The sequence below is a fragment of the Pseudarthrobacter sp. S6 genome, assembly GCF_050156575.1.
Classification (GTDB): domain Bacteria; phylum Actinomycetota; class Actinomycetes; order Actinomycetales; family Micrococcaceae; genus Arthrobacter.
In genome coordinates, this window is record NZ_CP189581.1 from 727,491 (window position 1) to 745,892 (window position 18,402).

13 protein-coding genes and 1 pseudogene are annotated in these 18,402 nt (G+C 65.7%); 5 read left to right on the forward strand and 9 right to left on the reverse strand.

From position 1 onward, the window contains the following. Genes ACQCS0_RS03660 through ACQCS0_RS03670 form a run of 3 tightly spaced genes read right to left on the reverse strand, consistent with a single transcriptional unit; the run spans position 1 to position 3,105 of the window. A complete protein-coding gene (locus tag ACQCS0_RS03660) occupies positions 1-1,218 on the reverse strand; it encodes a Gfo/Idh/MocA family oxidoreductase (RefSeq protein ID WP_354154735.1) in 1,218 nt (405 codons plus the stop codon). A gap of 10 nt (positions 1,219-1,228) precedes the next feature. Beyond that, positions 1,229-2,350: a Gfo/Idh/MocA family oxidoreductase gene (locus tag ACQCS0_RS03665; protein WP_354154734.1), complete on the reverse strand. Its 1,122-nt coding sequence runs from the start codon at positions 2,348-2,350 to the stop codon at positions 1,229-1,231. Then, complete coding sequence (locus ACQCS0_RS03670; RefSeq protein WP_354154733.1) at positions 2,347-3,105, reverse strand: sugar phosphate isomerase/epimerase; 759 nt, start codon at positions 3,103-3,105, stop codon at positions 2,347-2,349. The genes ACQCS0_RS03665 and ACQCS0_RS03670 overlap by 4 nt, the downstream gene beginning before the upstream one ends. 173 nt (positions 3,106-3,278) lie before the next feature. Between ACQCS0_RS03670 and ACQCS0_RS03675 the strand changes: the two genes are divergently transcribed. Beyond that, a complete protein-coding gene (locus ACQCS0_RS03675) occupies positions 3,279-4,490 on the forward strand; it encodes an ROK family transcriptional regulator (RefSeq protein ID WP_354154732.1) in 1,212 nt (403 codons plus the stop codon). Between the two features lie 6 nt (positions 4,491-4,496). On the opposite strand, the pseudogene ACQCS0_RS03680 reads toward ACQCS0_RS03675, so the two are convergent. Continuing rightward, positions 4,497-5,222: pseudogene (locus ACQCS0_RS03680) on the reverse strand (NAD(P)-dependent oxidoreductase). 186 nt (positions 5,223-5,408) lie between these two features. Here ACQCS0_RS03680 and ACQCS0_RS03685 point away from each other — a divergent pair. After that, entirely contained in the window at positions 5,409-6,605 is a 1,197-nt protein-coding gene (locus ACQCS0_RS03685; protein ID WP_354154731.1) for an MFS transporter, read from the forward strand. Positions 6,606-6,829: 224 nt separating this feature from the next. On the opposite strand, the gene aceB is transcribed toward ACQCS0_RS03685, so the two are convergent. Both aceB and aceA read right to left on the reverse strand, forming a co-directional pair. Beyond that, positions 6,830-8,482: a malate synthase A gene (aceB, locus tag ACQCS0_RS03690; protein WP_354154730.1), complete on the reverse strand. Its 1,653-nt coding sequence runs from the start codon at positions 8,480-8,482 to the stop codon at positions 6,830-6,832. A 100-nt stretch (positions 8,483-8,582) separates the two neighbouring features. Then, a complete protein-coding gene (gene aceA, locus ACQCS0_RS03695; RefSeq protein WP_185262477.1) occupies positions 8,583-9,899 on the reverse strand; it encodes an isocitrate lyase in 1,317 nt (438 codons plus the stop codon). A 153-nt stretch (positions 9,900-10,052) separates the two neighbouring features. Here aceA and ACQCS0_RS03700 point away from each other — a divergent pair, with 153 nt between their 5' ends. Further along, a complete protein-coding gene (locus tag ACQCS0_RS03700; RefSeq protein ID WP_354154729.1) occupies positions 10,053-11,567 on the forward strand; it encodes a helix-turn-helix domain-containing protein in 1,515 nt (504 codons plus the stop codon). Positions 11,568-11,676: 109 nt separating this feature from the next. On the opposite strand, the gene ACQCS0_RS03705 is transcribed toward ACQCS0_RS03700, so the two are convergent. Genes ACQCS0_RS03705 through ACQCS0_RS03715 form a run of 3 tightly spaced genes read right to left on the reverse strand, consistent with a single transcriptional unit; the run spans position 11,677 to position 14,820 of the window. Then, positions 11,677-12,687 carry a TAXI family TRAP transporter solute-binding subunit gene (locus tag ACQCS0_RS03705; protein ID WP_426939520.1) on the reverse strand — a complete coding sequence of 337 codons (1,011 nt, stop codon included), beginning with the start codon at positions 12,685-12,687 and terminating at the stop codon, positions 11,677-11,679. Position 12,688: 1 nt separating this feature from the next. Next, positions 12,689-14,155 carry a sensor histidine kinase gene (locus ACQCS0_RS03710; protein WP_426939175.1) on the reverse strand — a complete coding sequence of 489 codons (1,467 nt, stop codon included), beginning with the start codon at positions 14,153-14,155 and terminating at the stop codon, positions 12,689-12,691. Next, on the reverse strand, positions 14,152-14,820 hold the full coding sequence (locus ACQCS0_RS03715; RefSeq protein WP_354154726.1) for a response regulator transcription factor: 669 nt from the start codon (positions 14,818-14,820) through the stop codon (positions 14,152-14,154). Before ACQCS0_RS03715 ends, ACQCS0_RS03710 begins: the two co-directional genes overlap by 4 nt. A 253-nt stretch (positions 14,821-15,073) precedes the next feature. Here ACQCS0_RS03715 and ACQCS0_RS03720 point away from each other — a divergent pair, with 253 nt between their 5' ends. After that, the gene (locus ACQCS0_RS03720) at positions 15,074-16,468 is read left to right on the forward strand and encodes an MFS transporter (RefSeq protein WP_354154725.1); all 1,395 of its coding nucleotides are present in this window, start codon (positions 15,074-15,076) and stop codon (positions 16,466-16,468) included. Between the two features lie 180 nt (positions 16,469-16,648). Then, complete coding sequence (locus ACQCS0_RS03725) at positions 16,649-18,397, forward strand: pyruvate dehydrogenase (RefSeq protein WP_354154724.1); 1,749 nt, start codon at positions 16,649-16,651, stop codon at positions 18,395-18,397. The last annotated feature ends 5 nt before the right edge of the window (positions 18,398-18,402 follow it).

The window sequence follows — 18,402 nt, forward strand, 5'->3', positions numbered from 1 at the left end:
TCAGGCTCCTTCAGAAGCAGCGGTCAGGGCTGTCGGCGTGCCGGCCGGGGCGCCGGCCAGTTGGATGATGGAACTTATTGCGGCGGCGGACTCTTCAATGGCGTTCAGGATCCGCTGGACGGTGAGGCCGTCCTCGAACGACGGCGAGGGCGGGGTTCCGGTGCTGATGGCGGTCAGGAAGTCGCGGATTTCGTGGGTGAACGTGTGCTCCCAGCCGATGATGTGGCCCTGCGGCCACCACGCTTCAAGGTACGGGTGCTCGGGCTCGCTGACCAGGATCCGGCGGAAGCCCTGCTCGCGGGCAGGCACGGTGGCGTCCAGGAATCCCAGTTCGTTGAGGTTCTCCAGATCGAAAAGGATGGCGCCTTCGTCGCCGTAGATTTCCAGCTTGAGGGAGTTCTTCTGGCCGGTGGCCACCCGGGAGACCTCCACGGAGGCGATTGCTCCGGAGGAGAGGGACAGCGTTGCCCAAGCGGCGTCATCGACCGTTACTTCCTCCAGTCCGGCAGCTCCGGGACGCTGCGTAGTGAACGTGTGCGTCCGGCCAGACACTTCGGTGACGTGGTCCCCGAGCAGGAACAGCACCTGGTCGATCGCGTGGGAGGCGATGTCCCCGAGCGCCCCCGAGCCCGCGGTCTCCCTTTTGAGCCGCCACGTCATGGGTGCTTCGGCGTCAGAGAGCCAGTCCTGCAGATACGCGGCACGGACGTGCCGGACGGTACCTATCCGGCCTTCTGCGATGAATTCCTTCGCCAGGGCCAACGCGGGCACCCGCCGGTAATTGAAGCCGATCATCGACTGCACACCCTGGGCCCGGGCTGCCTCGGCGGCCGCCGCCATGGACTCAGCCTCGGCAAGGGTGTTGGCGAGCGGCTTCTCCACCAGAACATGCTTGCCGGCCTCAAGCGCGGCGATCGCGATTTCGGCGTGCAGCCAGCCCGGGGCGCAAATGTCAACGATGTCGATGTCATCGCGTTCGATGACCGTCCGCCAGTCTGTGGACGTTTCAGTCCAGCCGTACTTCCCGGCGGCCGCGGCAACTTCGGCGGCATCCCGGCCCACCAGGACCTTCTGCTCAAACGCCGGGACATCGAAGTAGCTGGCGACGTTCCGCCACGCGTTCGAGTGGGCTTTACCCATGAACGCATAACCGATCATCGCCACACCCAGTTTTTTGAGTTCCGGGCGCGGATTTATCGCTGATTCGTGTGAGGTCATGGTGGGGTTCCTAGAGGGTAGCGACTTCCGGCGCCCAGTCCTCAGGGAGGGCTGGGGATGCCGGAGCAGAGCTTTCGACATCCACGAAAGTTCCGGATTCCATGGACTCGGTGATTGAGACCATGGAATCCAGGACGTGGTAGGCCAGCTCGCCGGTGGCGCGGTGCGGCACCCCGGCGCGGATGGAGCGTGCCATGTCCAGGACGCCCATGCCACGGCCGTTGGCGGGTCCAGTCGCCGGGACGGTAGTCCAGTCCTCGTCCCCTGCGCGCCAGAGCCGGATGTCGCCGTCGAAATTGTTGGGGTCCGGCAGCGACAGGGTGGCCTCGGTGCCGGTGATCTCCACGAAGCCCATCCGCACGCGGGGGGACTCGAAGGAGAAGACGCTATGGGATGATGCGCCGCTTTCGAACTGCGCCATGGCGGACACATGGGTGGGCACATCGACGGTGAATTCCTCGCCGGCCTTGGGCCCGGAGCCGATGACGCGGACCTTCCTGGACTTGGATCCGACGGCGGCCACCTTGCGGACGGAGCCGAACGTCTGGACCAGCGTGGTGAGGTAGTACGGGCCCATGTCGAAGAGCGGCCCGGCTCCGGTCTGGAACAGGAAGGCCGGGTTTGGGTGCCAGGATTCCGGACCGGGGGTCTGGAATGTGGTCATGGCCGTCAGCGGGGTGCCGATGTCGCCGCGCTCGATCAGCCGGCGGGCGGTCTGGAGGCCGGCGCCGAGGAAGGTGTCCGGGGCGCAGCCGAGGCGGATTTCGGCGGCATCGGCAGTTTTGAGCAGGCCGAGCCCGGACGGGCGATCCAGGGAGAAAGGCTTCTCGGTCCAGACATGCTTGCCGGCATTGACGGCGGCCGTGGCCACTTCCACATGCGCGGCCGGGATGGTCAGGTTCACGATGATTTCGACGTCGGGATGGTTCAGTGCCGCGTCCACGCCGCCCCACTCCGCGATGCCGTATTCCTTGGCACGGGCTTCGGCGGCTTCCTCAAAGAGGTCTGCGATCACGTGGACTTTGAGGTCGGGGAAGACGGTGAGGTTGTCCAGGTATGCCTTGGAGATGTTGCCTGCGCCGATGACGGCGACGCCCACCGGGCCGCGGCGGGTCGATGCTGCGTGGCTCATGCGCGTGCTCCAGCCGGGCCGGCTGCCTGAGCGGCATTGAGGTAGGCGAGGCTCTCGGCGATGCCTTCGAAGATGTCGCCTGCATAGTCGTCGAACTCCACCACGCCCACTTCCAGGGATTTTGCGGCGGCGATGACGGCCAGCACGGCGACCTTGCCCTGACCCGCCGGCTGCTGCGCCTTAGTGTCGGTGTTGAGTGGTCCATCCTTGATGTGGATGAATTTCACCCGGTCGCCCAGGCGCTCCAGCACCGCCACCGGGTCTTGGCCACCCACGGCAACCCAGTAGGTGTCCACTTCGAGGACCAGTTCTGGGTCCAGGAGGTCCGCGAAGTACTCCAACGCAGTACGGCCCTCGATGGTTGATTCAAGTTCCCACTGGTGGTTGTGATAACCCACGCGGATGCCGTATCCGACGCCCTTCCTGGCTGCGGCATTGAGGCCGGTGGCGGTGGCCTGGATGTCTTCGGCGGACTGCCAGCGTTCGGCCGGGATAAAGGGGTCGATGACGGTGGTGATGCCCAGCTCTTTCGCTGCCGCGAAGATTTCGTCCTGGTCCTGGCTGAGGAGCGGAGCGTGTCCGGATGGGGCGGTGAGGCCGTTTTCCTTCAGGGCGGCGCCGAGTTCCTTGGCCGTCGCCACGAAGTTGTAGGGCTCAACCTGGGTGAAGCCGATCTCCGCGACTTTGCGGATAGTGCCGGAAAGGTCCGCCTGGATCTGGTCCCGGAGCGTGTAGAGCTGGATCGAGTACTTCATTGGTTCTCCTGATTGCAGACGAATCCACGTTGACTGGGTGCTGCCGTACTGAGGCGATGCCACTTCCACTAAAGCTAGAATGACTTTTGCCGATGGTCAAGCAAAAGTTGCTCGGATGTCGATATTCTTTATTTCGCGTGACACGCAGAAGTTTCATGTGTTATTCATGATCCATGAGCCTCAGCCCCGAAACCGAGCACGCCGCCCCAGACCACGGCGGCAGCCTGGCGCGCGCCGGCGACCTCTTTCAGCTCCTGCGGGACGGCAAGGCCCGGACGCGGGCAGAGCTGGCCCTGACCACCGGATTGGCACGTTCCACAGTGGCCGCGCGCATCGACGCCCTGATCGCCTCCGGCCTGGTGGGCGCGGCGGGTGAGGCGAACTCCAGCGGCGGCAGGCCGCCGTCGCGCTTTGCCTTCAACCCGGCGGCACGCGCCGTCCTGGCCGTCGACGTCGGCGCCACCCACGTGATTGTTGCCGTCACCGATCTCAGCGGCCGGGTCCTGGCGGAGCGGCAGCTGGCACAGGATGTGGCTGCCGGCCCCGAGGCGGTGCTCGGCCGGGTGATTAAGGAGGGACGGGCGTTGCTTGAGCAGGCCGGGCGGGAACCCCGTGACCTCGCCGGCGTCGGGATCGGCCTGCCGGGGCCCGTGGAGCACGCCACCGGAAAGCCCGTCAAGCCGCCCATCATGCCGGGGTGGGACGGGTTCGACGTCGTCCCTTATGTCCAGCGTTCGCTGGCAGTTCCGGTGCTGGTGGACAATGACGTGAACATCATGGCGCTGGGGGAGCGGTCGGCGCACTGGCCGGACCACGGGAATTTCCTGTTCATCAAGGTTGCCACCGGCATCGGATCCGGGATCATCAGCAACGGTGAACTGCAGCGCGGCGCCAACGGAACGGCCGGCGATCTGGGCCACGTACGCGTGCCACGCGGCGATGAGGTGCTGTGCCGGTGCGGAAACCATGGCTGCCTGGAGGCGCTCGCGTCAGGACCGGCCCTGGCCGCTGAACTGGAGCGGCAGGGTGTGCCGGCGAGCAACGGCAGCGACGTGCTGCGGCTGGTGGGCGAAGGCAACTTGCAGGCTATCCAGGCGCTGCGCCAGGCGGGCCGGGATGTGGGCGACGTGCTGGCCACAGTAGTTAACCTGCTCAACCCGTCCGTCATTGTCATCGGCGGCAGCCTTGGCCAGGCCGGGGAACACCTGATGGCCGGCGTCCGCGAAGTGGTTTACCGGCGCTCGCTGCCGCTGGCAACCAGCCACCTGCGGATCGCTCTTTCTGTTGCCGGGGACCAGGCGGCGATTCTTGGTGCGAGCCAGATGGTCACGCAATACGTGTTGTCCCCTGCAGTCATTGAGGCGACGCTACAGGCGGCCGGCTAACCGCCTTTAGGTGGTAACCAGGCGGACCGGTGTTCCCTCCAGCCAGGCCATAACGTCCTCGAACGCGCCACCGTAGAACTGCCGGTAGCTCTCCGCTGTCACGTAGCCGAGGTGCGGGGACAGGACAGTGTTGGGGGCGCTGAGCAGCGGGTGGCCCGCAGGAAGCGGTTCCTGGTCAAAAACGTCGAGGGCCGCGCCCCGGATCCAGCCCTCGTTCAGAGCCCGCACCAGGGAATCCTGATTCACCAGCGGACCCCGCGAGGTGTTCACCAGGATGCCTTCCGGACCCCGGCCTCGGTAGCGGCCTCGTCGGTGAGATTCTGGCTCCAGGCGAGTACGTCCATGTCGAACGCCTGCCCGCACGCCGCGATCCGTCGCCCGATCTTACCCAGGCCCACGATGCCCAGGGTCTTGCCGGACAGCTCCATGCCCACGGACGTCTGCCACGTGCCGGCGCGTAGTGAGTTCTCCTCGGCCGGCATTGGCCATGCCGGTGGTGACCAGCAGCTTCAGCCCCGGGAGCCGTTCCAGCACGGTGCGGGGGAACGGGGTCCGCTCACGCATCGCAATGACGATCTGATAGTCGGCCAGCGCGGCTGCCAGGGCGTGTTCGGACTGGAAGGGCTCGCGGAAGACGGACGTTGCCACACCGGACCCTTCCAGAGAGGCCCAGTCGGCAAAGGCATGCGCAACGTCCTGGTAGTCGTCGAGGATGGCAAGCCGTTGCTGCATGTGAAGTTCCTTCGTCCGACGGGTGCGGCAGCCCGACGGTGTGGCTCAATATCCCGCACGTTGGGGCCGGCCGGTGTGAGCTTCATCGTATGCCAGAGCGCCATGACGCGGCCTGCGGCTTCCGGCACAGCACGGCGTGGTAGCAATGGAAGTGATGAAATCCTATTTAGCCACCGCTGAATCCTCATGAGCGGACAGTTCCTGGCCAAAGTTCCCAAGGGCTGGATCCTGCTCGCCTGCCTCGGACTGCTGGCGCTGAACCTGCGCGGGCCCTTCGTCGCCGTTGCCCCGGTGGTTGACCTGATGCAGGCCGACCTCGGATTTACCCCCGTGATGCTGGGCCTGCTGACCAGCATCCCGGTGCTGTGCTTCGCGCTCGCAGCATCGCTGGCGTCACTGACCACACGGAAACTCGGCGCGGAGTTCGCCGTCTCCCTCACCATCCTTGGCGTCCTGGCAGGCGTGATTGTGCGCTCGGCGGGCGGCCCGGGACCGGTGGTGGTGGGCACGGTGATGATCGGCCTGGCCATCACGGTGGGCAACATCGCGGTGCCGTTGATTATCCGCCGCGACTTCTCCCCGTTGCACCAAGGGACCGCCATGGGTGTGTACACCGCGGCGTTGAATATCGGGTCATTCCTGACATCGATGGTCACGGCGCCCCTGGCTGAGCTGGCCGGTTGGCGGGTGGCCCTGGCCGCCGTGGGCATCCTGGCCGTGATTGCCATCGTCTTCTGGACCCTCGCCGTGGGCGCCCGCACCGCGTTTGTGCCCTCCCGCACCGTGGTGGCCGGCGGGCAGGAGCACCCGGCCGTCAAGGGGTCCGGCTGGATTACCGCCGGGCTCACCGCAGGCTTCGCCGGGCAGGCGTTTTCCTACTACGCAGTGACGGCGTGGCTGCCGAGCTACCTCAACGACGAGCTCGGCATGTCCGCCTCGGCGGCCGGGGCAGGGTCATCGTTGTTCCAGATCTTCGCCATTGTTGGCGGCCTGGGAGTGCCGTTCGCGGCCAAGTATTTCAGTACGACGACGACGGCAGTCACCGTGGGGTTGTTGTGGACGGCCGTGCCGGCCGGGCTGCTGCTGGCGCCTGAGCTGTGGTGGCTGTGGTCCACCTTCGGCGGCATCGCGCAGGGCGGCGGGATCACGCTGATTTTCATCGCCATCATCAAGCTGGCCCGGGACCAGCTGTCCGCGGGCCGGATGTCCGCCACGGTCCAGGGGCTCGGTTACTGCTTCGGTGCGGTAGCCCCACCGCTGGTGGGGTTTGTGCACGACACCTCCGGCTCGTGGACCCCGGCGCTGCAGGTGATCCTGGGGTCGGTGCTGATGTTCTTAGTCTGCACAACCCTGGCCGTGCGGCAGGTGCCGAAAGGACGCTGACGCGTCCCGCCGTCGTACGTCCCCCTGCTGATTTACCAACGCTCTCTCACTTAACGCAGCTTAACGGCCGACGCTCTCTCACCATCTTGAGGATAGCGAGAGAGCGTCGGCCGGTTCACACGGGGTGTTCCGTCGCCGGGCCGGCGCCCCGGATCTCGGGGATGCCTGTTGCGAAGGGCGTGCCTGCCCGGCAGACGGAAATCTATTCAGTAGCCTGCCGCAGCCTAGGCCGCGGAGAGCTCCTCTTTGGTTGCCTTTTCGCGGGCCTCGGTGAGGTAGCGGGCGTAGGCGGGGAGGGTCAGGAAGGACGGGAAGTCCTGGCCGAGGGTGACTTCCTCGAAGATGTCACGGGAGTCTTCGAAGCGGTCGCCATCGAAGCGTTCCAGGCGGGCGAATTCTTCGTCGAGCAGTTCCTCGATCCACTGGTGGGTGATGATTTCGCCGCGGTCTGTGATGGCGGACGCGAACATCCACTGCCAGATCTGGGAACGGGAGATTTCCGCGGTGGCGGCGTCTTCCATGAGGTTGTGGATGGCGACGGCGCCGTTCCCGCGGAGCCAGGACTCGACGTAGCGAATGCCTACCTCGATGTTGTTCCGGATGCCCTGCTCGGTGATAGTACCCTCGGTAGCGGCCACGTTGATGAGGGCGCGGTCGTCGGGGATGACGTCCTCACGGGTGCGGTACAGCTGGTTGGGACGTTCGCCGAGGGTGGCGTCGAACACTTCGCGGCAGACCGGCACGAGGTCCGGGTGGGCCACCCAGGAGCCGTCGAAGCCGTCGTTGGCCTCGCGGGTCTTGTCGGCGCGGACCTTCTCGAACGCGTTGGTGTTGGCGGCCTCGTCCTTGCGGTTGGGGACGGCTGCGGCCATGCCGCCGATGGCCATGGCGCCGCGCTTGTGGCAGGCACGGACCAGCTGTTCGGTATAGGCGCGCATAAACGGCTGCGTCATGGTCACCTGGGCGCGGTCCGGCAGGACGAACCGGGGTCCGCGGGTACGGAAATTCTTGATCAGGGAGAAGATGTAGTCCCACCGTCCGGCGTTCAGGCCCGAGGCGTGATCACGCAGTTCGTAGAGGATCTCCTCCATTTCGAACGCCGCGGTGATGGTCTCGATCAGCACGGTGGCTCGGATGGTGCCCTGCGGGATGCCCAACAGGTCCTGGGCGAGGATAAAGATGTCATTCCACAGCCGTGCCTCGAGGTGGTTCTCGATCTTGGGCAAGTAGAAGTACGGGCCCTTTCCCTGGGCCAGGAGGCGGCGGGCGTTGTGGAAGAAGAACAGGCCGAAGTCCACGATGCCGCCGGCCACGGGAGCGCCGTCGATGATCATGTGCTTCTCGGGCAGGTGCCAGCCGCGGGGGCGCACCACCATGGTGGGCAGCTCGCCGGCCGGGCGGAGGTTGTATTCCTTGCCCTCAGGACTCGTGAAGTCGATCCGGCGTTGCAGCGCGTCGGTGAGGTTAAGCTGGCCCTTGATGACGTTCCGCCACGTGGGGGTGGAGGAGTCCTCCATGTCAGCGAGCCACACCTTTGCGCCGGAGTTCAGCGCGTTGATGGTCATTTTCTTGTCCACCGGCCCGGTGATCTCCACCCGGCGGTCCTCCAGGCCAGGGGCCGGGGGAGCGACGCGCCACGACGGGTCGTTTCGGATGTCCTCGGTTTCGCGGAGGAACCTGGGGTCCTGGCCGGCGGCGATCTCGGCCCGGCGGGTCCGGCGTGCCTGCAGCAGTTCCTGCCGGCGCGCGGCCGTGGCGCGGTGCAGCTTGGCGACAAACTCCAGTGCATCCGGAGTGAGAACCTCGTCCTGCCGGCAAATGGGCTGCGCGGTCAAAGTGATCCCGTTGATGGTGAAGCTGTCAGTGAAGCTGTTCATGTCAGTCTCCTTGAATACCCCGTTGCTCTATCACTTTTGGTCGCCAAAACGGTCGGATGAGAACCAAAAGTGATAGAGCAATGGGTGGGAAGGCGGGAAGTTAGTGGAACTGGCCTTCTTCGGTGGATCCCACCAGTGCCAGGGTTGAAGCGTTCGGGTTGAGCGCAGTTGCAATGTCGTCGAAGTAGCCGGTGCCGACTTCGCGCTGGTGCTTTGTCGCGGTGTAGCCGCGGGACTCGGAGGCGAATTCCTTCTCCTGCAGCTCGACGTAGGCGCTCATGCCTTCACGGGCATAACCGTGGGCGAGATCGAACATCGAGTAGTTCAGGGCGTGGAAGCCGGCCAGGGTGATGAACTGGAACGTGAAGCCCATGGCGCCGAGTTCGCGCTGGAACTTGGCGATGGTGGCGTCGTCCAGGTGCTTGCGCCAGTTGAACGACGGCGAACAGTTGTAGGAGAGCATCTGGTCCGGGAAGTCAGCCTTGACGGCCTCGGCGAACTTGCGGGCAAGCTCCAGGTCCGGGGTGCCCGTCTCCATCCAGATGAGGTCGGAGTACGGGGCGTAGGCCTTGGCGCGGGCGATGCAGGGTTCGATGCCGTTGCGGACCTTGTAGAAGCCCTCCGGGGTGCGTTCGCCGGTGACGAATTCCTTGTCGCGGGGATCGACGTCGGAAGTGATCAGGGTGGCTGCCTCGGCGTCGGTGCGGGCGATGACCACCGAAGGGGTGCCGGCGACGTCGGCGGCCAGGCGGGCGGCGTTCAGGGTGCGGACGTGCTGCTGGGTGGGGATGAGCACCTTGCCGCCGAGGTGGCCGCACTTCTTCTCCGAGGCGAGCTGGTCTTCCCAGTGCACACCGGACGCGCCGGCCTGGATCATGGATTTCATGAGCTCGTAGGCGTTCAGCGGGCCACCGAAGCCGGCCTCGGCGTCGGCGACGATCGGCACCATCCAGTCCTCAACGGTCTGGATGCCTTCGGAGAATTCGATCTGGTCGGCCCGGAGGAGGGCGTTGTTGATGCGGCGCACCACGGTCGGAACCGAGTTGGCCGGGTAGAGGGACTGGTCCGGGTAGGTGTGGCCGGAGTTGTTGGCGTCCGCGGCGACCTGCCAGCCGGAGAGGTAGATGGCGCGCAGGCCGGCCTTGACCTGCTGCACGGCCTGGTTGCCGGTCAGGGCGCCCAAAGCGTTGGTGTACCCGCCGGTCTTGTGCTCTTCGGTGAGCTGCTTCCAGAGCTTCTCGGAACCACGGCGGGCCAGCGTGTGCTCTTCGGAGACCCGGCCGCGGAGCTTGACGACGTCCGTTGCCTTGTAGTCACGGGTCACACCTTCCCAGCGGGGGTTGGCGGCCCACTCGAGCTCCAGGGCGGCGGCCTGCTCTTCGGGCGTCTGCTGGGTGGGCTCAAATGCTGCAGTCATCGTTGTCTCCTTGATTGAGCTCCGGGTGGTAATCCGCCGGCCGGAGCTGCTTCGTTGCAGTTCCGGCCGGCTACCCCGGTGCGGTGTTTCTTTCCGTGATTACTACTTTTCAGCACTTCACAACACTTCTCTAGGGGAAAACACTGGAAAGAAATGCACTTCTTCGCGTATCCTCAAGAAATGACGCCTGGAAGCTGGAACCGCGAAGTCGCCCTACCGCCGTCGTCCGCCGCCTCCCCGGAACTGGACGTCATCAGCCTGGGCCGCCGCGTGCGGCATCTGCGCAAGCAAGCCGGGTACACGCTCGATGACCTGGGCGCCGCCGTCGGGACCGCCCCCAGCCAGTTGAGCCTGATCGAAAACGGCAAGCGGGAGCCCAAGCTTTCCCTGCTGCAGGGACTGGCCGCGGCGCTCGGCGTGAGCATCGACCAGCTACTTGGCGCCGAACCGCCAAGCCGCCGCGCGGCCCTGGAAATTGAGCTGGAACGCTACCAGCGCGGGCCCCTGTACGAGTCCCTCAACCTGCCCAAAATCCGCATCAGCTCACGGCTCCCGGTCGATGTGCTGGAGGCGCAGGTGGGGCTGCTGCACGAGCTCGAACGCAAGCTCAACGAGCAGGTGGCGACGCCGGAGGAAGCCCGACGCGCGAATGGTGAGCTGCGTGCCATGATGCGCGAGCGCGGCAACTATTTCCCGGAGTATGAGGCCGAGGCGCAAAAGGTGCTCGGGCTGGTGGGTTACACGGCCGGGCCGCTGAGCCAGCACGTCATCGCCGACATCGCCGAGAAGCTCGGATTCACCCTCCATCACGTGAGCGACCTGCCGCATTCCACCCGTTCCGTGACGGATTTGAAGAACCACAGAATTTACCTGACGCAGAGCCAGCGGCAGGACCACGACCCCCGCTCCGTGCTGCTGCAGGCGTTGGGGCACTATGTCCTGGGGCACGAGACGCCGAAAAACTACGGCGACTTCCTCGCCCAGCGGGTGGCCACCAACTACTTCGCGGCCGCGCTCCTGCTGCCGGAGCAGGCCACCGTGGACTTTCTGCAGAAGGCCAAGGCTGCCAAGGAAATCGCCGTGGAGGACATCCGGGATGCCTTTGCCGTGTCCTACGAGACCGCCGCGCACCGCTTCACCAACCTGGCCACGAAGCACCTGGGCATCACCACCCACTTCCAGAAGACCCACAAGAGCGGCATCATCTACAAGGCCTATGAGAACGACGGCGTGACCTTCCCGATGGACCACACCGGCGCCATCGAGGGCCAGCCGTCGTGCAAGGCCTGGACCTCGCGGGCGGTGTTCGATGTGCCGGACAAGTTCAGTGCGTACAGCCAGTACACCGACACTCCGTCCGGCACGTACTGGTGCACGGCCCGGACCGAGCGCTCGGCCAACGGCGAGTTTTCGCTGTCGATCGGGGTGCCGTACCAGCATGTGAAGTGGTTCCGCGGCCGGGAAACCACGGCCCGCGAAAAGTCCACGTGCCCGGACCCGAACTGCTGCAAGCGGCCCCCGGCAGCCTTGGCGTCCGAATGGGCCGGAAACGCATGGCCGGCGGCCCGGGCGAACACACACCTGCTGGCCGCCATGCCGCCCGGAGCGTTCCCCGGCGTGGACGAGACCGAGGTGTACAGCTTCCTGCAGGCGCACTCGGGGAACTGAGCCAACCCTCTATCAGCCCCTGCAGTCTTTCCCAGGACCCTCTCTGACTTTCTTGGGGAGAATGAGAGAGGGTCGGGGAATTTGCTGCAGCAAGTGATAGAGCGTTTTTTTACCCGTGGAGCTCCCGGTACGCGGCAGCGGCGCCGGGGTGAAGGGGTAAACCGGCGGTGTTGATCAGGGATTCCGGGCTGAGGAACTGAACGCCCAGGCTGGAGCGCGGGATGAGTTCCTCGGCGTGGCCCACCAGCAGTTCGACGGTCCGCTTGACGGTTTGGTCGTCAAGATCGCTCCGGCACAGCAGCAGGTTCGCGACGCCAACGGTCCACACGGCCGGAACGCCGGCGTAGGCGCCCGCCGGGATCAGCACCCGGTCGTAGAAAACGCCGTATTTGGCCCGCAGCGCCGGCAGCAGCGGGGACAGATCGAGGAAACCCAGCCCGACGTCGTCGTTCGCGGCAGCAATGGCCGCGGTGGGCACTCCCCCTGACCAGAACAACGCGTCCACTGTTCCGTCCCGCAGGGCCGCAAGGCCCCCGTTGAGGCCGAGGCTCAGCACGGTGACGCCGCCCGCCGTCCCGGCCGTGGAGCTGAGCCTGGCAGCCTCGATCAGCCGCGGGGTGGTCAGCGACGTCCCCGAGCCGGGCTCACCGACAGCCACAGTCCGGCCGGCAAGCCCGCCGATGTCCCGGATCCCGCTGTTCCGCCGGATGACGCAGTGGACGTAGTTCTCGTACACCTTCCCAACGGCGGAAAGTCCGACGGCGGGCGTCTCACCCGCGGGGGTGCGCTGGGCCGCCGAGTCCGCAAGGGCGACGGCGAACGTGGCTTTGCCGGTCAGCAGATACTCGAGGTTGTCCAGGCTGCCACCGGTAGTCAGTGCCGACGCCTGGCCGGCCACCCCGTGACGCTGGAGGGACGCCGCCAGCAGCTCGGCGAACTCCAGATAGAAGCCGCCAGGCTCGCCGCCAGCCACGGTGACGGTGCCCGGGCGGCCCGTGGGCGTGCACGCACCCAGGGTTGGCAGGAGCAGCCCGGACAAACCGGCAGCGAGGCCGGCCTTGAGGACGGTCCGCCGCGGGGGAAGTCGGGGAAGGGTGGGCAGGTCCAGCGCTCCGGTCAGGTCAGGCACGCGGCGCCACCTGCTCCGGTCCGGCAAAGGGTCCCGGCAAAGGTCCCGGCACGTCCCCTGCACGCGGAAACTCGAGGCGCGCAATCAGGCCGTGCGGCGTTGCCTCGGCAAGCACCAGCCGGCCGCCGTTGGCTGCTGCCAGCTTGTCCACGATAGTCATGCCCAGCCCGGTGCCGCGAGTGGTCCGGTGCACCGGGGACCGCCAGAAGCGGCTCGTGGCCGCTGTCCGTTCGTCGGACGAAAGCCCGGGGCCGTCGTCGGACACTTCGATGGACACCATGCCTTGGCGGGCGCGGGCAGCGACCGAGATGTGGGCGCCGGGAGCATACTTGATGGCATTGTTCAGAAGTTCGCCGACCATCTGGGCCAGTTCTGCCGAATTGCAGGCGATGTGCACGGCGGGGGCAGGCGGATATTGGAGCAGGATCGATGCCCCGCTGCGCTGGGCGGCAGGGCCGGCCCGTTCGGCTTCTTCCTGCAGAACCGGATAAGGATCGAGGGGCGCCTGCGCCGCGCGGGACGTGGTTCCCAGCGGGCCCCTGGCGGAGTCTTCAGAGGCCCTGTGCTCGGCGGCCGCCAGCTTCAGTACCCCGTCCAGGATCTCCTCCACGCGTTCGAGTTCGGCCAGCACCCCTGCGGCGGCGTCGTGTTCGCGGGCGGTCTTAAGTTCCAGTTGCAGCAGATCGATCCTGAGCCGCAGGGCACCGACCGGGTTTCGCAGTTCGTGCGACGTGTCCGCTATCAGTTGCCGTTGGGAGTCGAGGCTGTGGCTGACGGTCTGCGCCATGGTGGTGAATGAACGGCTCAGTTCCCGTAGCTCCGGCGGCCCGTCCTCGGGGAGCCCGCCGGTCCGTCCTGTCGCCTCAAGTTCGGTGACAGCCGCGTTCAGCCGGTTTACCGGGCGCAGCACCCACCGGGTTACGCTGGCAGCGCCCAGGAGGAGCGCCGCGGCCAGGGCTGCCGCCGCAAATGCCACGATGAGCCAGCGTTCCCGCAGTTTCTGCCGGGCCCCGTCCAGGTTGACCTCGAGAACGGCTTCGCCCAGGACCTGGCTCGCGCTGCCAAAGGAGCGGGAGATCACCTCGGAGGACGGCCCGAACGGCTGCAGCGGGGTGAGCGTGGTGTCGTTGAGGTTCAGGTTGGCCCTGGCCACCGCGTCCCGGACGTCCGGCCGGTATTCGCTCAGGCCGCCGGAGCGCAGGGTGCCCTGCTGGAGGCGGATCAGGACTCCCTCACCGTAGAGTTCGGAATATCTGTCCATCTCCGCCTGCAATTGTGCGGTTTCGCCGGCGGACGCTGCGTCGAATGCCACTTGTGCGAGGCGGTTGAGCGACGCGGCACGGTTGATCTGGAGTTCCTGGGTCAGTTCGCGGCCGGCCGAGGTCAGGATGGCGTTGGAGGCGATGATGACGATAAGTACCGCCAGAACACTCAGGATGCCCAGGACACGCAGTTTCACGCCGGGTCCGCCTCGACCCGGTAACCAACGCCGCGGACGTTGATGATGAACCCCGGCAGCTGAAGCTTCGCCCGCAGACCCGTCAAGTGCACGTCAAGGGACCGGGAGGAGGCTACGAACGCGTCGCCCCACAGCGCATCCAGGATCTGTTCTCGGGTGACCACCGAGCCGGCGTGGCTGGCCAACAGCGCCAGCAGGTCGAACTCGGTGGCGGTCAACGGGAGGACCTCGGAACGGAGGGCAGCCACGCGCCGCTCGAGGTCGATCTCAAGATCACCCAGCACCACGCTCTGCGGCCGCGAGGCCCCATGGCGGCCGGCACGCCGGGTGACGGCCTCGATGCGCGCTAGAAGTTCCACAAGCTTCACAGGCTTGACGAGGTAGTCGTCTGCTCCGGACCGCAGGCCGAGCACCACGCTGCGTTCGTCGTCGCGAGCGGTGAGAATCAGGATCGGCACCGGCGTGACCTGGCGCAGCTTCCGCAGCACTTCCAAGCCATCCATATCGGGAAGGCCCAGGTCCAGCAGGATCACTTCGAACTTCCGGTGGACCAGCAGGGCGTCGGCTCCGCGGGCAACGCGGGTGGGGTGGTGCCCCGCCGTCGCAACGGCTGCGGTGAGGGCGGACGCCATGGCGTCGTCGTCCTCGACGATGAGCAACTCCATGTCCTGTTCCCTTGTTCGTTGAGCGGGCACCTGCAACCTGCCCGCTTTGGAGGTTACCCCTTCCCCCGGTGAAACCTAAGGAAGTGTTAGGAAATGCCCTCCCACGTTGGATGTGCCTTGGCTCACGCATAACTTGGATCAGGTCCTCGGTGTTCAAAGGGGACCGCCAATTTCGAGGAGGAACCATGGGCAACGAAGCCGTGGAAAGCATGAAAGTAAGCCAGAAGGCGCAGCAGCCCAGGAAGGTTCAGAGATGAGCACCCAGCAAACCGAAGTCCAAAGCGAGTCAGCCCAGACCCGCCGGGCCGTGAGCAACATCCTCAAGGGTTCATCCGGCAACCTCGTGGAGTGGTACGACCTCTACGTCTACACAGTCTTCGCCGCCTACTTCCAGTCGCACTTCTTTAACTCTACGGACCAGCTCCAGGCTGGCCTCGAGGCGATGGCCGTCTTCTCAACGTCGTTCCTGATGCGACCGGTTGGCGCCTGGTTCTTCGGTCGCTACGCCGATCGCAAGGGCCGCAAGGCCGCGCTGACGCTGAGCGTGACGATCATGTCCGCCGGCTCGTTCGCCATCGCGCTCCTGCCCACCACACAGCAGGTGGGCGTCTGGGCCTTGGTGCTGCTGATTTTCATTCGCCTGGTTCAGGGGTTCTCCGTGGGCGGCGAATATGGCACCAGCGCAACCTACATGTCCGAGGCCGCCACGTCCAAGCGCCGAGGGTTCTTCTCGAGCTTCCAGTACGTCACACTGATCGGCGGCCAGATGATGGCTCTTCTGGTTCTGGTCGTTTTGCAGAACGTTATGCCAAAAGGCGACCTGACCGAATGGGGCTGGCGCATCCCGTTCGCCATTGGCGGTGTGGCTGCCCTGGTGGTCCTGTGGCTGCGGCGCTCGATGGAGGAAACCGTCTCGGCGGAGCAGGTCGAGGCCGCCAAGGTTCCGGCCGTGGCGGGCGTTGCGCAACCGGGCACCATGAAGCTCCTGTTCACCCAGTACTGGAAGCCGCTGCTGATCTGCATCGGCGTCACCCTTGGCGGCACCGTGGCGTTCTATACGTACACCAACTTCATCCTGAAGTTCATGAACGATACGTCCGGCATCGCCAAGACCGACACCTCGGTCATCAACTTCTGGGCGTTGTTCATCTTCATGATCCTCCAGCCCGTGTACGGCATCATCTCGGACAAGGTGGGCCGCAAGCCGCTGCTCCTGTGGTTCGGCATCACCGGCGTCCTCTTCACCTGGCCGCTGCTCTCCACCCTGTCCAACACCAAGGACCCGTTCACGGCGTTCCTGCTCATGATGGGTGGCCTGCTTATTGTTGGCGGCTACACCTCCATCAACGCCCTCGTGAAGGCCGAGCTGTTCCCCGCCTCCATCCGCGCCCTCGGTGTCGGTTTGGGCTACGCGATCGCCAACTCGCTCTTCGGCGGCACGGTCCCGCTGCTTGGTGCCGCGTTCCAGAAGGCCGGGCGGGTGGATCTGTTCTTCACTTATGTCACGGTTGCCATTGCCATCTCGCTGGTGGTCTACATCTTCGCCCTGAAAAACAAGAAGGCCACTCACCTGGACCGCGAACAGGGCGATGCCTGGAACCGGCCTGCAAAGGACGACGACAAAAACCAGGACCTCATCGACGCCTGACGCTGTCGGCAGCTTCAGTGAGCGGACGACGGCGGGTGGCCGCCCGCCGTCGTCCGCTCTCCGCCGTCACCACTTCCGCACCGGGTTTATCAGGATGCGCGTTCAGGCGGCGGGACTATATTGGCCCTGTCAGCCCATCAACCAGTCAGCTCATCAACCTGATCGCGGGAGTGTGCACTCATGACCAAGGAACTCGCCACCCAGCTCATCGAACAGCTCCAGGCTGCAGGGGTGCAGCGGATTTACGGGATTGTGGGCGACAGCCTCAACCCGATCGTCGATGCGGTCCGACAAACCGGAGGTGCCAAGGAGGGCGGGATCGACTGGATCCACGTCCGGCATGAAGAGGCCGCCGCATTCGCCGCCGCAGCGGAAGCCCAGCTGACCGGCAGGCTGGCCGTATGTGCGGGATCCTGCGGCCCGGGCAATCTCCACCTGATCAACGGCCTTTACGATGCGAACCGCTCGGGGGCGCCCGTGCTGGCCATCGCGTCCCACATCCCTAGCAAGCAGATCGGCAGCAGCTTCTTCCAGGAAACCCACCCGGACCGGCTCTTCAACGAGTGTTCGGTCTACTCGGAACTTGTCAGCACGGCCGAGCAGGCACCGCGAGTGATGCACAGCGCCATCCAGCACGCCCTCGGGCTCGGGGGAGTCGCCGTCGTCACGCTTCCTGGTGACATCGCGGGGCTGCAAGCGACAGCCGACGCACCGCTGCCTGCCACGTTCCGGCGCGCCACACTCACCCCGGATCCGGACAGCGTCCAGGAGTTGGCCAAGGCGATCAACGACGCCGGGAAGGTGGCCATCTTCGCAGGCGCCGGCGTGGAGGGCGCCCACGACGAATTGATCTCCCTCGCGGAACTGATCAACGCCCCGATCGGGCACACACTCCGCGGAAAGGATTTTGTTCAGTACAACAACCCCTACGACATCGGCATGACCGGCCTGCTGGGCTACGGCGCCGCTGCCGAGGGGATCGAGGACGCTGACTTGCTGATCCTGTTGGGCACCGACTTTCCCTATGATCAGTTCCTGCCGGAAACCCGTACCGCCCAAGTGGACCGTGCAGCGCACAGGCTGGGACGGCGGACCGACGTCGACATCGCAGTCCACGGCGACGTGCGGCCCACCCTCGCCGCACTGATGCCGCTGCTCAAGCCGAAAACGAGCCGCCGCTTCCTCGACAGGATGCTCAAGAAGCATGACCGGCTGATGAACAAGGCCGTGGGGGCCTACACCCGCAAAGTGGAGAAGAAACAGCCGATCCACCCGGAGTACGCGGCCTCCCTGCTGGACCAGGTGGCCGCGAAGGATGCCATCTTCACGGCGGACACCGGCATGTGCAATGTCTGGACGGCCCGGTACATCAACCCCCTCGGCACCAGGCGGCTGATCGGATCGTATCTGCATGGTTCCATGGCCAATGCCCTGCCCCACGCCATCGGCGCCCAGTTGGCATTCCCGCGCCGGCAGGTGGTGTCAGTATCGGGCGACGGTGGCCTGTCGATGCTGCTGGGCGAACTCATCACCGTGGCTGCCCACAAACTGCCGGTCAACGTTGTGGTCTTCAACAATTCCACTCTGGGCATGGTCAAGCTGGAAATGCTGGTGGATGGGCTTCCCGACTTTGGTGTGGACGTGCCCGACGCCGACTACGCCGCCGTCGCCCGGGCCTTGGGTTTCCATGCCACACGGGTTACGGACCCGGCGCGGATCGAGGGGGCTTATCGAGCAGCCTTCGCCCATCCCGGTCCGTCGCTGGTGGAGCTGATCACGGATCCGCAGGCACTCTCGATTCCGCCGAAGATTTCCGGATCCCAGGTGCTTGGTTTCGCGACTGCCATGTCCAAGGTGGTGCTGAACCGCGGTGCCGGCGAGGCGGTCAGTATGGCCCGGAGCAACCTGCGGAACATTCCACGGCGGTAACAGTT

What these genes read in the sequence shown, in the direction of transcription:
- ACQCS0_RS03660 (WP_354154735.1), bottom strand. Translation starts at nt 1,218, where the DNA reads ATGACCTCACACGAATCAGCGATAAATCCGCGCCCGGAACTCAAAAAA.
- ACQCS0_RS03725 (WP_354154724.1), top strand. Translation starts at nt 16,649, where the DNA reads ATGACCAAGGAACTCGCCACCCAGCTCATCGAACAGCTCCAGGCTGCA.
- aceB (WP_354154730.1), bottom strand. Translation starts at nt 8,482, where the DNA reads ATGAACAGCTTCACTGACAGCTTCACCATCAACGGGATCACTTTGACC.
- ACQCS0_RS03670 (WP_354154733.1), bottom strand. Translation starts at nt 3,105, where the DNA reads ATGAAGTACTCGATCCAGCTCTACACGCTCCGGGACCAGATCCAGGCG.
- ACQCS0_RS03675 (WP_354154732.1), top strand. Translation starts at nt 3,279, where the DNA reads ATGAGCCTCAGCCCCGAAACCGAGCACGCCGCCCCAGACCACGGCGGC.
- ACQCS0_RS03665 (WP_354154734.1), bottom strand. Translation starts at nt 2,350, where the DNA reads ATGAGCCACGCAGCATCGACCCGCCGCGGCCCGGTGGGCGTCGCCGTC.
- ACQCS0_RS03700 (WP_354154729.1), top strand. Translation starts at nt 10,053, where the DNA reads ATGCACTTCTTCGCGTATCCTCAAGAAATGACGCCTGGAAGCTGGAAC.
- ACQCS0_RS03685 (WP_354154731.1), top strand. Translation starts at nt 5,409, where the DNA reads ATGAGCGGACAGTTCCTGGCCAAAGTTCCCAAGGGCTGGATCCTGCTC.
- ACQCS0_RS03715 (WP_354154726.1), bottom strand. Translation starts at nt 14,820, where the DNA reads ATGGAGTTGCTCATCGTCGAGGACGACGACGCCATGGCGTCCGCCCTC.
- aceA (WP_185262477.1), bottom strand. Translation starts at nt 9,899, where the DNA reads ATGACTGCAGCATTTGAGCCCACCCAGCAGACGCCCGAAGAGCAGGCC.
- ACQCS0_RS03720 (WP_354154725.1), top strand. Translation starts at nt 15,074, where the DNA reads ATGAGCACCCAGCAAACCGAAGTCCAAAGCGAGTCAGCCCAGACCCGC.